The sequence below is a fragment of the Haloarchaeobius lipolyticus genome, from assembly GCF_051208015.1.
Taxonomy (GTDB): Archaea; Halobacteriota; Halobacteria; order Halobacteriales; family Natrialbaceae; genus Haloarchaeobius.
Genome location: NZ_JBPKGF010000002.1, coordinates 500172 through 513202 on the forward strand (window position 1 = coordinate 500172; position 13031 = coordinate 513202).

Sequence of the window (13031 nt, forward strand, 5' to 3'; positions counted from 1 at the left end):
GGAGGTCGCACCAGACCATCACGAACTATCCACGTCCTTTTCACCTCGGGCGGTGCAGTAGAGCCATGGCTCGGTTGTTGACCGAACGCGACGAGGACAGACTGGTGACGGCGTGTCGGACGACGGTTGGTGACAGCCTCCGTTCCGTGACCTACTTCACACGCGACGACTTCGAGCAGCTGTACCTCCGCAGCGACCTCGAACGCGACGCTGACCTGTCGACGTTCGTCGGCCACGAGTGGCGTGAGTTCAAGACGACGCAGGCTGCGTACGAGACCTCGGAACTCGGCGAGTACGACTACACCATCCGGAAGTTCGAGAACGGCTTCCTCGTCCGGGTGACCACCGAACACGGCGGCGTGTTCGTGACGACCGACGGGCTGACGCTTTCGAACTTCGACGAACTGGCGATGGCCGCCCGTGGCGTCCTCGCAGCCCGCGAGCGGTAGTCGCGTCGACCGTTTCACCGCCACGTCCGAGCGCAACGCCCTTGGCCGTCGCCTCCCTAGCCGACTCCCATGCGCGAGATGCCACCGGCGGTCCGGACGGCGTTCGAGAGACACGACGCCTTCTCCGCCGTCGATTCGGGGTTCGAACTCGAGACGACAGTATTCGACGCGGTCGCGTCCGCCTCAGAGGCAGAGGGGGAACGCGACGGCCAGTTCCACGTCGAGGTTCGCGTCCCGACGCTCGATGCGGCCGTCGCCGACGAGACGGTCCACGAGGTCGTCGAAGACGGCTGGTTCGAGACGCTGGAGCTACGGCTGGAGGACGCGTTCGACGTCGCCACGACGACGAGCCACGAGCCACCAATCGTGACTCGCGACGGCGAGGAGGTCGTCGTCGAGCTGGACTACGTCGCCTGGACTGCCCGGGACGGCGTGGCCGATGCCAAAGCCGTCGCCGAGTTCGTCGAGGGGACCTACGCACAGGGTATCATCCCGGGCTACGAGTACCGGGGGCCGGCCGCACGGCTGCTGCAGGACGCGATGCAACACGGTGAGCAGGCTGCTGACGAGTGAGCAGACAGCAGGCTACTGACGAGAACTAACAGCCTGAGAACGGAGAGTTCGAGCGCTGGCGAGCGACCGCGCTAGTCCATCGCGATGTACGTCTGGGTGTCCTCGACACCCCGGATGCTCTGGATCTTCGTCGCCGCTATCTCTTTGACCTGTCCCGGTGTGTCGACCTGTACCGAGGCGATGATGTCGACGTCGCCTGCGACGATGTAGGCAGACCTCACGCCCTCGATGTCCTCGACGCTGTCTCTGAGCCTGTCCGCCTCGCCGGTATTCGCCTTGATCATTATGTACGCTGTGACTGGCATATCAGACACCTCCAGTGGGTACCGCACGCGTGGCATCGCCGACGATGAGCTGACGCACGTCGCCGAGGACGCCGAAGTCCGCGAGGACGACGACACGGTCGCCCGATTCGAGCGATTCGTCCGGGTTGGGGATCCCCATCGACCGGCCCTCCTTGCCGAACGCGATCATCATCGCATCCTTCGGCAGTTCGACCTCTGCGATGGAGTAGCCCGCCATAGGTGAGTCGTCCGCGACCGTCAGTTCGACGAGCTGCAGGTTCTGTGCGATGTCCGCGATCGCGCGGATGTCGCCGCCGAGGAGGGCGTTCTTCGCGCCGATGGCGCCGAGGCGTTCGGGGTAGATGACCTCGTCGACGGCGTCGGCGTACTTCCGGTAAATCTCCTCGCGGTAGTCCTCGTCGATGCGCATGATGGTCCGCGCACCGTGGTGGTCCGCGATCATGCAGGCCGCGAAGTTCGTGTTGAGGTCACCGGTCAGCGCGGCGATGGCGTCCGCGTCTGCGACCCCTGCTTCTTCCAACGTCTCCTCGTGAGACCCGTCCCCCTGCACGACCGTGAACTCCTGGTCGCGCGCTCGCTTGACCTTCCGCTCGTCGGTCTCGACGAGCGTCACCTCGTGACCCTCCTCCCGGAGAACACGGGCCGTACGGAGACCGACTCGACCAGCGCCAATGATAACGAACCGCATATCACTCCATACGCTCACCCCCCTTGAATAACTTGCCCCAGATACGTTCCCCGACGCCGGGCAAAGGTTTTTCCCGTGTCAGAGAGTACCACATATCGAATGGTTCACGCGTTCATCATGGTGAAGACAGCAGCTGGGAAGTCCGAAGAACTCCTCGAGGCCATCCGGAGTTTCGAGCCCGTGACCGAGGCGCACATCGTCGCCGGCAACTGGGACATCATCACGGAGGTCGACGCCGAGGAGGTCTACGACGTGATGCACACGGTCGCGAGCGAGGTACAGGGGTTGGAGGGCGTCGCGGACACGAAGACGTACATCGCGCTGCACTGAGTCCTCGCTCGGGGAGCGGATGGGCCGACAGACGAAAGAAGGGGTGCTGGTTCAGTGCTCCAGTTCCTGGACGTCGTGGTCCTCGAGGAACCCCTCGAGCCACCCGTGCTGGTCGCGCAGCTTCTTGGGCATCTCGGCGTAGACGGAGTCGAAGACCTCGACCGGGTCCGCCGGCTCCTTCGCCTCCGCGCGTTCGACGGCCTCCGACAGCTCTTCGTCGGCCTCCTCGTAGATGGTCTCGACGTACTCGTCGGTGATGACGCCCTGCTCGCGGAGGTACTCCTCGTAGCGCTCCAGCGGGTCGGCGGTCCGCCACTCCGGCAAGTCGTCGTCCTCGTCGCCGCGGTACCGGGACGGGTCGTCGCTCGTGGTGTGGGCACCCTGTCGGTAGGTCAGACTCTCGACGAGCACCGGCTCGCCGTCACGGGCGCTCTCGAGCGCGCTCTGGACGAACTCGCGGACCGCCAGCGGGTCGTTCCCGTCGACCTGGCCGCCCATCATACCGTACGCCTCCGCCTTGGCGGCGATTGAGTCCGCCGCGGTCTGCTTGCGTCGGGGCAGCGAGATGGCCCAGTTGTTGTTCTCGCAGAAGAAGACGACCGGCGCGTCGAACACGCCCGCGAAGTTGAGCCCCTCGTGGAAGTCGCCCTCCGAGGTCGCGCCGTCGCCGAAGTAACAGAGTGCAGCGCAGTCGTCGTCCTCGTAGTTTATCGCCATCCCCGCGCCGGCGGCGTGGGGAATCTGCGTCGCGATGGGGACCGCCTGCGGGAAGACCGGAACCTCGTGGCCGGAGTCGTACTCCGCACGGCCGCGGCGGAACAGCAGGATGTCGCTCATCGGCACGTCGCGCGCGATCTGCATCCCGTTCGAGCGGTACGTCGGGAACAGCCAGTCCGTGTCGGCCATCGCGTGCGCCGCGCCGACCTGTGACGCTTCCTGACCCTTGTACGGCGGGTAGCCGCTCATCCACCCGCGGCGCTGGAGTGACAGTGCGCGCTCGTCGAACCGGCGAGCTCGGACCATGTCGCGGTAGAGGGCGCGGGCCTCGTCGGCACTGAAGGGGGTGTCCGAGAGGTCGCGCTCTCCGATGACTCGGTGCATGGATGTGTCGATTAGGGCATTCTTCAAAGCCGTTCCGATACGGCAAAGGGTGTCCATCACCTAGGAGCGCGCATGGTAGACCTGGTGGGCATCGTCGGCCTGCTCGTCCTCGTCGCGGTCAACACCGCCATCGCCGCGGTATCGACGCGGTTCTTCAGAGAGCGGATGAACACCGACTGGGGCTCGGTGCTGTACACCGTCCTCATCGTCCCGTTCCTGCTGCTGGCGACGACGCTCGTCATCTCCGGGGGCCTCCAGCTCGGCGCGAACCTCGGCTCGAAGAACCTCGCCCTGCTCGTGAGCATCGCCCTCCCGCTCGTCCTCGGCGTGACCGTCGACTACTTCTGGATGCCGGCGCCGGACGAGATAGAGTTGCCCGATACGATGCGGTGAACCTACTCCTCCTCCAGAATCGCTTCGAAGACCTCCTCCACCCGGTCGAGCACCTCCTCCGGCGACTGGCTCGCGTCGACGCGGACGAACCGCTCCGGCTGCCACTCGATGAGCTGTTCGTAGTTCTGCTTGACCTGCGTCAGGTACTTCGACTGCTCGAACTTGTTGGTCGCGCCGGAGCGCTGCATCGCGGTGTGCGGGTCGATGTCGAGGAAGATAGTCACGTCGGGTTCGACCGTGAACGGCTGGTGGACGCCGCGGATGTACTCCATCGGGCGCTTGATGCGGCCGTCGAGGGTCGCACCCTGATACGCGTAGCGAGAGTCCGAGTAGCGGTCGGAGACGACGAGGTCGCCGTCGCGGAGGGCCGGCTTGATCACGCGTTCGAGGTGGTCGGCGTGGTCGGCCGTGTAGAGGAACAGTTCCGCGAGCGAATCGGCGTCGTCGTCCTCGATGGAGCGGTTGACGGCGTCGCCGTACCACGAGTTCGTCGGTTCGCGCGTGAACGTGGCGTCGGGGTAGGTGTCGTGGAGTGCCTCCCAGACCGTCGTCTTGCCGCTCCCGTCGAGCCCCTCCAGTGTGACGAGCATACTCGCGCTTTTCCCGGAGGGGGTTTCTGTCTGTCGGAGCGTGGGCGGGGTCGCCGGCTCGGTGAGAATCCCGTTCGGGGATGCCTTTATCGCATTTCCGAACCTTCTGTCACGTATGAAGGTACTCGTCACCGGCGGCACGGGATTCGTCGGACAGCGACTGTGTGAGGAGCTCGTGGACCGGGGTCACGAAGTGACGGCGCTGGCGCGGCACCCGGACGACGCCGACCTGCCGAACACCGTGAACACGGTGATGGGCGACGTAAGCGCCTACGAGTCCATCGCGGACGCCTTCGAGGGGCAGGACGCCGTGGTCAACCTCGTCGCGCTCTCGCCGCTGTTCCAGCCACCGGGGAACACGAGCCACGATACGGTCCACCGGAAGGGAACCGAGAACGTAGTTCGGGCGTGTGAGGAACACGGCGTCGGCAAGCTGGTACAGATGTCGGCCCTCGGTGCCGACCCGAACGGAAACACCGCGTACATCCGCGCCAAGGGGCAGGCCGAGGAGGCGGTGAAGGCCTCCAGCCTCGACTGGGTCATCTTCCGCCCGTCGGTCGTCTTCGGCGACGGCGGTGAGTTCGTCTCGTTCACGAAGAAGCTCACGACGCCAGTCGTCACGGGACTCCCGGGCGGCGGCAAGACGCGCTTCCAGCCCATCTGGGTCGGCGACCTCGTCCCGATGCTTGCGGACGCGGTCGAGTCGGACGAACACGTCGGTCAGACCTACGAGCTCGGCGGACCGGAGGTACTGACCCTCGCGGACGTGACGAAACTCGCGTACGCGGCCGAGGGCAAGTCCATCACCATCGTCCCCATCCCGATGGCGCTCGCCACCATCGGCCTGACGCTCGCGGGCCCCATCCCGTTCTTCCCGATGGGCCCCGACCAGGCCCGCTCGCTGAAGATGGACAACACCGTAATCGACAACGACGTGACCGCGTTCGGCGTCGAGCAGACGGAGCTACGGACCCTGGCGGACTACCTCGGCGTGGCACACGAGCAGCCGACCGCCGAGCCTGGTACCGCGACTGCTTAAATAACCTTCAAAATGTCACGGAAAGATTGTTATTCGGCTGTACCCGTTTTCAGGTGATAGCGAGGACCTCGACAGCCTTGGTACCCCGTTCTGACACGTGACGGGAATCAACACCATCCAAAGGCTTATAACGTTCTTTGCTTTCTACTCGAACCAACGGAGACCCCCTTTCCATGAAACTGGCGATGATAGGCTTCGGTCAGGCGGGCGGGAAAATCGTGGACAAGTTCGTCGAGTACGACGAACGCACCCGGAGTGGAATCGTCCGGGCCGCGATCGCTGTCAACACGGCGAAAGCCGACCTGATGGGGCTTGACAACATCGAACAGGAGAATCGCGTACTCATCGGACAGTCCCGCGTCAAGGGACACGGGGTGGGTGCAGACAACGAGCTCGGCGCGGAAGTCGCCGAGGAGGACATCGACGAGGTGCAAGGTGCCATCGACTCGATTCCGACGCACGAGGTCGACGCCTTCCTGGTGGTGGCGGGGATGGGCGGCGGGACCGGCAGCGGTGGGGCCCCGGTCCTCGCCAAGCACCTCAAGCGCATCTACACCATCCCCGTCTACGGGCTGGGCATCCTGCCCGGCTCGGACGAGGGTGGCATCTACACGCTCAACGCGGCGCGGTCGTTCCAGACCTTCGTCCGCGAAGTTGACAACCTCATGGTCTTCGACAACGACTCGTGGCGACAGGCGGGCGAGTCCGTCGAAGGTGGGTACGAGGAGATAAACAACGAGATCGTCCGTCGCTTCGGCGTGCTGTTCGGTGCGGGTGAGATCGGTGCCGGCGACGAGGTCGCAGAGAGCGTCGTCGACTCCTCCGAGATCATCAACACGCTGGCTGGCGGTGGCGTCTCCACCGTCGGCTACGCGACCGAGGACGTCGAGCCGTCGAACGATGGCGGCCTCCTCTCGCGCTTCACCGGCGGCAACGACGAGCCCGTCGACACCGCACACACCACGAACCGAATCACGTCGCTGGTCCGCAAGGCGGCGCTCGGTCGGCTCACACTGCCATGCGAGATAGAGGGCGCAGAGCGTGCCCTGCTCGTCATGGCGGGTCCGCGCGAACACCTCAACCGCAAAGGCATAGAGCGCGGGCGGAAGTGGCTCGAGGAGCAGACCGGCTCGATGGAGGTCCGTGGCGGCGACTACCCCATCAACGAACCGCAGGTCGCGTCCTGCATCCTCCTGTCCGGCGTGAACAACGTCCCGCGGATCAAGGAGCTACAGCAGATCGCGATCGAAGCACAGGACAACATCGACTCCATCCGGCAGGAGAGCGAAGAGAACCTCCAGAACCTTGTGGAAGATGACGAGGATGAACTCGACCCACTCTTCTAGGTGGGCCATCCTCGCGGTCGTCGCCCTCCTCGCCGTCGCGGCGGTGGGCACAGCGACGGCTGTCTCGGTCACCGACGAAGACGTCCCCGAAGAGAAGCGAGTCGGCGAACAGTACACCGCGACCATCACGCTCGGCGAGCTGTACAAGAACCCGAGCTACACGAACTGGACCCTGCGCGGTGAGACCGAGCTGCAGGACGTGACGTGGACCATCACGACCGAAGACACCGACACCGGCAAGCAGATAGACCAGTCGTCGTTCGACGGGCAGACGTTCAACTACTCGAAGATCGACGCCGAGAAGACCGACACCAACCAGGTGACGGTGAAGGTCACCGGGACGGTCCCCGAGGTCGCGAACTACACGTACAGTGACAAGGAGACGTTCGTCGTCGCGTCGCTGACGCAGGTTCGTGAGGGCGGGGCCACGAACGCCATCGGTACCAAGACCGCCCACCACTTCACGTCCGAGAGCAAGAGCGCCCGCGAGGCGCTCGACTCGGCGAAGTCGGACATCGAATCCGCCAAGTCGTCCGGTGCGAGCGTCTCGACGGCCCAGCAGTCGTTCGAGTCCGCCGTCTCCGCGTACGAGAACGGGAACTTCGAGAACGCCGAGACTCTCGCGAACCGCGCGAGCGACGAGGCAGGCTCCGCCGCCTCGGCAAAGCAGTCCGCCGAGAGCCGTAACCAGCTCATCATGTACGGCGCTGCCGGACTCGCCGTCGTCCTCGTGCTCGGGGGCGGCATCTACTGGTACAGACAACAGCAGGACGACTACAGCCGTCTCGGCTGAACACCGCGGTTCATTTATCAGCGCGGTCACTCCGATTTTTCATGCGAGTCGTCGTCCCGTATGCACCGGACCAGCCGAAGTCCCGACTCTCGCCGGTACTCGGACCTGATGAACGGGTCGCGTTCGCGCGGACGTTGCGCGACGACGTCCTCGACGCGCTCCAGGCGGCGGGTCACGACCCGGAACTGCTCGCGACGAGATCCGTCGACTGCGACGTGCCGGTGACCGTCGACGACCGCTCGCTCTCGGTCGCGGTCAACGGCGTGCTCGCCGACTCGGTCACGACCGACCAGCCACTCGCGGTCGTGATGGCGGACCTCGCACTCGCGACGCCCGAAGCGCTCTCCCGACTGTTCGGGGCGACGGGCGGCGTCGTCGTCGCACCCGGCCTCGGCGGCGGGACGAACGCCCTCGTCGTCCGGGAGCCCGACTTCCGCGTCGACTACCACGGCGCGTCGTTTCTGGACCACCGTGACGCGGCCGAAGCCCTCGGCGTCGACTGCACGGTCGTCGACTCTCACCGGCTGGCGGTCGACGTCGACGAACCGAGCGACCTCGTCGAGGTACTCGTCCACAGCGACGGTCGGACCGCGGACTGGCTCCGCGAACACGGGTTTCGACTCGACCGTGGAAACGGGCGGGTGAACGTCCGTCGACTCGACGGCTGACATCGCACGAACCCCTTTTAGTACCCCTGGAGTAGGTGTAGGTACACGAGGCCTCGTGTGCTTGCAGAATCCACCACCTTCTGGCTTTTTCGTGGTGGTGTTCGGTCAGACACGTTTTTGTCGGTCGCCCCGCGACCACCAGTCGTGATACCCGGCGCCGACGAGTACGACGTGACGCTCGAGTTCGACGACGACGAGGTCGCCGACTTGCTGTCGGTGACGCCGGCGGACGTCGAGCCGGCGTCCGAACTCACCTTCGCGCGGAACGTCTTCCTGCCGCTGACGACGGCCTGTCGGTACACCTGCACCTACTGTACGTTCTTCGACCCGCCGGGGCAGGCGACCCTGATGGACGACGACGACGTGAACGCGACGCTCGATACCGGTGCCGAGGCTGGCTGTACCGAGGCGCTGTTCACCTTCGGCGACGACCCCGACGACCGGTACGACGAGATACACGACCAGCTCGACGCGTGGGGCTACGACTCAATCCACGACTACCTCCGCGCGGTCTGTGCACACACGCTCGACCGGGGGCTCCTGCCGCACTCGAATCCCGGCGACCAGACCCGCGAGCAGATGGCGCTCGTCGCACCCTACAACGCCAGCATGGGCGTGATGCTGGAGACGACCGCCGACGTCGACGCGCACGCCGGCCGGCGGGTGAAATCGCCCGGACGGCGGCTCAACACCATCCGCAACGCGGGCGAGTTGCAGGTGCCGTTCACGACGGGCATCCTGGTCGGCATCGGCGAGAGGTGGCGCGACCGCGCCGAGAGCCTGCTCGCCATCCGCGACCTCCACGAACGGTACGGGCACGTCCAGGAGGTCATCGTCCAGAACGTCGTCCCGAACGAGCGCTCCCGGTTCGAACGGCCCGACGTGGAGACGATGCGACGGGTCGTCGCGATGGCACGGCACGCACTCCCCGACGAGGTCTCCGTACAGGTGCCGCCGAACCTCTCGCCGACGCGCGAACTGCTCGACTGCGGCGTGGACGACCTGGGTGGCGTCTCACCGGTGACGGACGACTACATCAACCCGGAGTACGAGTGGCCCGCCCTGCGCGAACTCCGCGACATCGCGGACGAGGCGGGCGTCCCACTGCGGGAGCGACTCCCGGTGTACGAACGGTTCCTGCCGGAGGAACTGCGGAGCGACGGGTTCGACGGCGAACCGGCACCCGGCGACGGCTGGCTCTCGGAGCCCATCGTCGATGCGCTACTGGGAGACACGCCAGCGGGACGGCGCTATCGTCGCGTCATCGACGGCGAGACGAGCGTCTGACCGCCGTCGACGCGCTCCGTTTCCGGAGTCGAGGACGCATTCACTGAGCTTGTCCAGCCCTGTCGAGCGATACCGGCCTCACCCAGTTCGATTCATGTCGGATTCACTCGTCTCTGTAGGTGGATGGGAGACAGCAGACACACTCCGAGTGAGAAGGCCATCCTGAGCGCCCTCGACGCCGTGCCGGCGATGCACGTCTCGGAGCTCGCGAGTGCGCTCGGTTGCGAGTCAGGGCGAGTCGAGAGCCACTGTTACCGGCTACAGGGAGAGCAGAAGGTCCGTCACCGGGACGGCGGCTACTACAGTATCACCGCGACCGGTGAACAGCGCCTCCGCGTTCTCCTCAGGTCGGTCCATACGCCGCCACAGCCGTCCTGAGTGCGTCCGTGAGCACTTGTCGAGGGCGCGCCTCGGTGGCATCTTCTCGCGAAGTTCGGACACCGGCGGTGCGCCCGACACCTCGTGCGAGTACGGCCCCCGCAGGGGAGTGGTGGCTTGCGAACACGTGACATAGATTCTTCCGTGACCGAAGCGTATTCGACACCGTATGTCCCACACCGTCGAACTCGACGGCGAACTGTACGCCCGGCTCAAGACGCACCTCGAAGAGGACGAGACGATTCCGGAACTCATCGAGGAGCTGGTGAACATCTACGAGAGCACACGGTTCGTACAGGAGGGCTACTCGGAATAAGCTCGGCGCTCAACAGGGCCGGACGACCCAGTGACCGACGCTTTCGCGTATCAGGAGGGAACGCTCGCGCATCCGCACGACGTAGCCGGTCGGGTTCTGCTGTATCTCGTGCTCGGCGCGAACGCTCCCGAGGTCGCCGATGAGCTGTGCGGATGGCGGTTTCTGGGCAGCCCCACAGTCGTAGATCGTGAGGAGCCCCGAGCCGCCCTCGCGTTCGTAGACGACGATATGGGCGTGCTGCGGGAGCAGCCACTGGTCGTCTTCCTCGGCTGGTGCGAGGGTGTTCATACGTGCCCTACGGGGAGCCACGGTAAAACGGTGTATCTCTCAATCGTCGGCGCTGGCCACGTCGCCCGCCGTCTCGGGTACCTCCTCGGGTGCCAGCAGCGGGGTCCCGTCGGCCTTCGGCCCGAGCATCGGCCCGAACGGCCCGTCGCCCTCGATGACGCGACGCTGCTCGTAGTCGGTCGACCGTTCGACCGGGACCCGGCCGATGGCCCGAATCATCTCGACGTACCGGTCGAACGTCCGGAACTCTCCGTACTGGCCGCCGGCGCGCTTCGTGATCTCCTCGGAGAGGATAGTGCCCATGAAGTCGTCCGCGCCGCAGTTGAGCATCTTCATGCCGTGCTCGTCGCCGTACTTGACCCACGACGACTGGACGTGCTCGACGTTGTCGAGGAACAGTCGCCCGACGGCGATCATCAGTTCGTCCTCGGCACGGCTCGCACCCTCGGTGACGACGCCGTGTTCGTACAGCGGCGTGTTCTCGTGGACGAACGAGAGCGGGACGAACTCCGTGATGGCGCCGTCGACACGCTCCTGGAGGTCACGCAGTTCTTTCAGGTGCATGACGCGGTGGGCCGCGTTGTCGACGTGGCCGTACATGATGGTCGCGGTGAGCCCGAGGCCGACGTTCGCGGCGGCCTCCATCGCCTCGAGCCAGTCGTCGGTCCCAATCTTGCCCGGACAGATGACGTCCCGGACCTCGTCGACGAGGATCTCGGCGGCGGTCCCGGGGACCGAATCCAGCCCCGCGTCCTTTAGCCGCCGGTAGACCTCCTCGTAGCTCCAGTCCGTTCCACGCCGGGCGTGGTAGGCCTCCTCCGGCGTCATCGAGTGGAGGTGAACGTCGTCGACGGACATCGCAGCCATCTGCTCGACGTAGGTGCCGGGGTCGGTCGTGTAGCGCTCCGGCGGCTTGTAGTTCGTCTCCTTCCAGTCGGAGTCCCGGAGTATCTCGTGGTGTTCGTCGTCGAGGGCGAACGCCGGATGGAGCCCGGAGACCGACGTAATCTCGTAGACCCCGCGCTCGACCGCGTCACGGACGATTCGACGCGACTCCTTGGGCGTCTTCGTGAACCCCGCGTGGTCGCCCTCGTACCCCTCCTCGAACGTGTGGGCGGTGTCCTTGAAGTTGCAGAACAGGCAGCCGGTGTTGCAGGCGGTCGTGACGTTGTTGTTGAGGTTCGCGACGAAGGTCACCTCGTCGCCGACGACGTCCTGCCGACGTTCGTCGGCCGCCTGGAGGACCTTCTCCTTACGGACCGGGTCGATGCCGTCGACGTCGGTCCCCGTCGTGATGAGTTCGATACCGTCTGCGACCGTGAGGCGAGTGCCGTCACGAGCCTTCGCGAGTGCGTTCTCGAACGACTGGTCCGTCTCGGGGACGTGTGCGAAGTCGAACCCGTCCGACGGCAGGTCGGCCGCGGTGGGGTCGAGTTGGGTCATTATCCACAACGGTTCGTGTCGAGGGGTAAAAACGTCGCGGCATAGCCGGCGAATCCCGAACGCTCACCCCTCACTCCAACAGGTTTGGGCCCGCTTCGAAGTGTCTCTGGACCAAGGAAAGGATAGCGAGATGCTAACACAGACAGAGGTTCCGACGGACTGGAACGAGATCATGAGTCAGTACGGGGAGATCGTGGGGGCAGTCGCGGCGTTCATCGCCGCGTTCGTCGTCGTCTATCTCGTCGGCCGAATCGTCGCGGTCCCACTCATCAAGAAGGGAATCCTCGAACGGGGGCTGGACGAGACCATCGCCAGCGTCGCCGAGGACGTCACCCACGCGGTGCTGTTCTTCGCCGCCGTCGCAATCGCCTTCACCGTCGCCGGCTTCGGGAGCTTCCTCGCCGCCTTCGCGACGCTGGGCGGTGCGATGGCGCTCGCGCTCGGCTTCGCCGCACAGGACCTGCTCGGGAACTTCGTCGCCGGACTGTTCATCCTGAAGGACAAGCCGTTCAAGGTGGGTGACTGGATCGAGTGGAACGACAAGCAGGGTATCGTCGAGGACATCGACCTGCGCGTCTCTCGCGTCCGGACCTTCGACAACGAACGCATCACGGTGCCGAACTCGGAGCTGGCCGACAACGCGGTCACGAACCCGGTCGCGTACGACAAGCTGCGCCAGAAGTTCGTCTTCGGAATCGGCTACGAGGACGACATCGAGCACGCGAAGGACGTCATCCTCGACGAGGCCGCGAAGAACGACGACATCATGGACGACCCCGGGACGTCCATCCGCGTCACGGAACTGGCCGACTCATACGTCGGCCTCCAGACCCGGTTCTGGATCGCGAATCCGAGTCGCGCCGACTTCATGAAGGTCCGCTCGGACCTCGTGGAAGCGGTCAAGAACCGTCTGGACGCCGAAGCCATCGAGATGCCGTACCCGTACCGCGAACTGGAAGGTGGCATCTCCATCGAGAACGCCGCGGAGCTGATGGACGTCCAGCGGGGGCAGAGCCAGGCCGCCTCCGGCGACTGACCGGGGCG

General features: G+C 65.4%; 18 protein-coding genes. 12 read left to right on the forward strand and 6 right to left on the reverse strand.

Annotation, left to right across the window (positions count from 1 at the left end):
• The first annotated feature begins 65 nt into the window (after window positions 1-65).
• On the forward strand, window positions 66-449 hold the full coding sequence (locus ACSC1Y_RS05580) for a DUF7522 family protein (protein WP_435333700.1): 384 nt from the start codon (window positions 66-68) through the stop codon (window positions 447-449).
• Window positions 450-518: 69 nt separating this feature from the next.
• Window positions 519-1022: a DUF5813 family protein gene (locus ACSC1Y_RS05585; RefSeq protein ID WP_435333701.1), complete on the forward strand. Its 504-nt coding sequence runs from the start codon at window positions 519-521 to the stop codon at window positions 1020-1022.
• A 71-nt stretch (window positions 1023-1093) separates the two neighbouring features.
• Here the strand turns inward: ACSC1Y_RS05585 and ACSC1Y_RS05590 are convergent, their stop codons facing one another.
• Both ACSC1Y_RS05590 and ACSC1Y_RS05595 read right to left on the reverse strand, forming a co-directional pair.
• The gene (locus ACSC1Y_RS05590; RefSeq protein WP_435333702.1) at window positions 1094-1327 is read right to left on the reverse strand and encodes an Lrp/AsnC family transcriptional regulator; all 234 of its coding nucleotides are present in this window, start codon (window positions 1325-1327) and stop codon (window positions 1094-1096) included.
• Between the two features lies 1 nt (window position 1328).
• Window positions 1329-2015: a potassium channel family protein gene (locus tag ACSC1Y_RS05595; RefSeq protein WP_435333703.1), complete on the reverse strand. Its 687-nt coding sequence runs from the start codon at window positions 2013-2015 to the stop codon at window positions 1329-1331.
• 99 nt (window positions 2016-2114) lie between these two features.
• Here ACSC1Y_RS05595 and ACSC1Y_RS05600 point away from each other — a divergent pair, with 99 nt between their 5' ends.
• The gene (locus ACSC1Y_RS05600; RefSeq protein WP_435333704.1) at window positions 2115-2345 is read left to right on the forward strand and encodes an Lrp/AsnC family transcriptional regulator; all 231 of its coding nucleotides are present in this window, start codon (window positions 2115-2117) and stop codon (window positions 2343-2345) included.
• Between the two features lie 51 nt (window positions 2346-2396).
• Here the strand turns inward: ACSC1Y_RS05600 and ACSC1Y_RS05605 are convergent, their stop codons facing one another.
• Window positions 2397-3446: a thiamine pyrophosphate-dependent dehydrogenase E1 component subunit alpha gene (locus tag ACSC1Y_RS05605; protein WP_435333705.1), complete on the reverse strand. Its 1050-nt coding sequence runs from the start codon at window positions 3444-3446 to the stop codon at window positions 2397-2399.
• 72 nt (window positions 3447-3518) lie between these two features.
• Here ACSC1Y_RS05605 and ACSC1Y_RS05610 point away from each other — a divergent pair, with 72 nt between their 5' ends.
• Window positions 3519-3839, forward strand: a complete 321-nt coding sequence (locus ACSC1Y_RS05610; RefSeq protein WP_435333706.1) for a DUF7991 family protein — start codon at window positions 3519-3521, stop codon at window positions 3837-3839.
• Window positions 3840-3841: 2 nt separating this feature from the next.
• Here the strand turns inward: ACSC1Y_RS05610 and tmk are convergent, their stop codons facing one another.
• On the reverse strand, window positions 3842-4429 hold the full coding sequence (gene tmk / locus ACSC1Y_RS05615; RefSeq protein WP_435333707.1) for a dTMP kinase: 588 nt from the start codon (window positions 4427-4429) through the stop codon (window positions 3842-3844).
• Between the two features lie 115 nt (window positions 4430-4544).
• Between tmk and ACSC1Y_RS05620 the strand changes: the two genes are divergently transcribed.
• The 7 genes from ACSC1Y_RS05620 to ACSC1Y_RS05650 all read left to right on the forward strand — a co-directional run bounded on the left by ACSC1Y_RS05620 (window position 4545) and on the right by ACSC1Y_RS05650 (window position 10256).
• Complete coding sequence (locus ACSC1Y_RS05620) at window positions 4545-5468, forward strand: complex I NDUFA9 subunit family protein (RefSeq protein WP_435333708.1); 924 nt, start codon at window positions 4545-4547, stop codon at window positions 5466-5468.
• A gap of 173 nt (window positions 5469-5641) precedes the next feature.
• Window positions 5642-6814: a tubulin/FtsZ family protein gene (locus ACSC1Y_RS05625; protein ID WP_435333709.1), complete on the forward strand. Its 1173-nt coding sequence runs from the start codon at window positions 5642-5644 to the stop codon at window positions 6812-6814.
• A complete protein-coding gene (locus ACSC1Y_RS05630) occupies window positions 6783-7607 on the forward strand; it encodes a hypothetical protein (protein ID WP_435333710.1) in 825 nt (274 codons plus the stop codon). Before ACSC1Y_RS05625 ends, ACSC1Y_RS05630 begins: the two co-directional genes overlap by 32 nt.
• A gap of 41 nt (window positions 7608-7648) precedes the next feature.
• A complete protein-coding gene (cofC, locus tag ACSC1Y_RS05635) occupies window positions 7649-8275 on the forward strand; it encodes a 2-phospho-L-lactate guanylyltransferase (protein WP_435333711.1) in 627 nt (208 codons plus the stop codon).
• 144 nt (window positions 8276-8419) lie between these two features.
• A complete protein-coding gene (gene cofG / locus ACSC1Y_RS05640) occupies window positions 8420-9562 on the forward strand; it encodes a 7,8-didemethyl-8-hydroxy-5-deazariboflavin synthase subunit CofG (protein ID WP_435333712.1) in 1143 nt (380 codons plus the stop codon).
• A 123-nt stretch (window positions 9563-9685) separates the two neighbouring features.
• Complete coding sequence (locus ACSC1Y_RS05645) at window positions 9686-9940, forward strand: hypothetical protein (protein WP_435333713.1); 255 nt, start codon at window positions 9686-9688, stop codon at window positions 9938-9940.
• Window positions 9941-10109: 169 nt separating this feature from the next.
• Window positions 10110-10256 (forward strand): DUF7557 family protein, encoded by a 147-nt coding sequence (locus ACSC1Y_RS05650; RefSeq protein WP_435333714.1) that lies wholly within the window; start codon window positions 10110-10112, stop codon window positions 10254-10256.
• 9 nt (window positions 10257-10265) lie between these two features.
• Here the strand turns inward: ACSC1Y_RS05650 and ACSC1Y_RS05655 are convergent, their stop codons facing one another.
• Together ACSC1Y_RS05655 and cofH are read right to left on the reverse strand one after the other, a co-directional pair.
• Entirely contained in the window at window positions 10266-10544 is a 279-nt protein-coding gene (locus tag ACSC1Y_RS05655; protein WP_435333715.1) for a hypothetical protein, read from the reverse strand.
• A 39-nt stretch (window positions 10545-10583) separates the two neighbouring features.
• Entirely contained in the window at window positions 10584-11987 is a 1404-nt protein-coding gene (gene cofH, locus ACSC1Y_RS05660) for a 7,8-didemethyl-8-hydroxy-5-deazariboflavin synthase subunit CofH (RefSeq protein ID WP_435333716.1), read from the reverse strand.
• A gap of 130 nt (window positions 11988-12117) precedes the next feature.
• Between cofH and ACSC1Y_RS05665 the strand changes: the two genes are divergently transcribed.
• Window positions 12118-13023 carry a mechanosensitive ion channel family protein gene (locus ACSC1Y_RS05665; RefSeq protein WP_435333717.1) on the forward strand — a complete coding sequence of 302 codons (906 nt, stop codon included), beginning with the start codon at window positions 12118-12120 and terminating at the stop codon, window positions 13021-13023.
• Window positions 13024-13031: the final 8 nt, after the last annotated feature.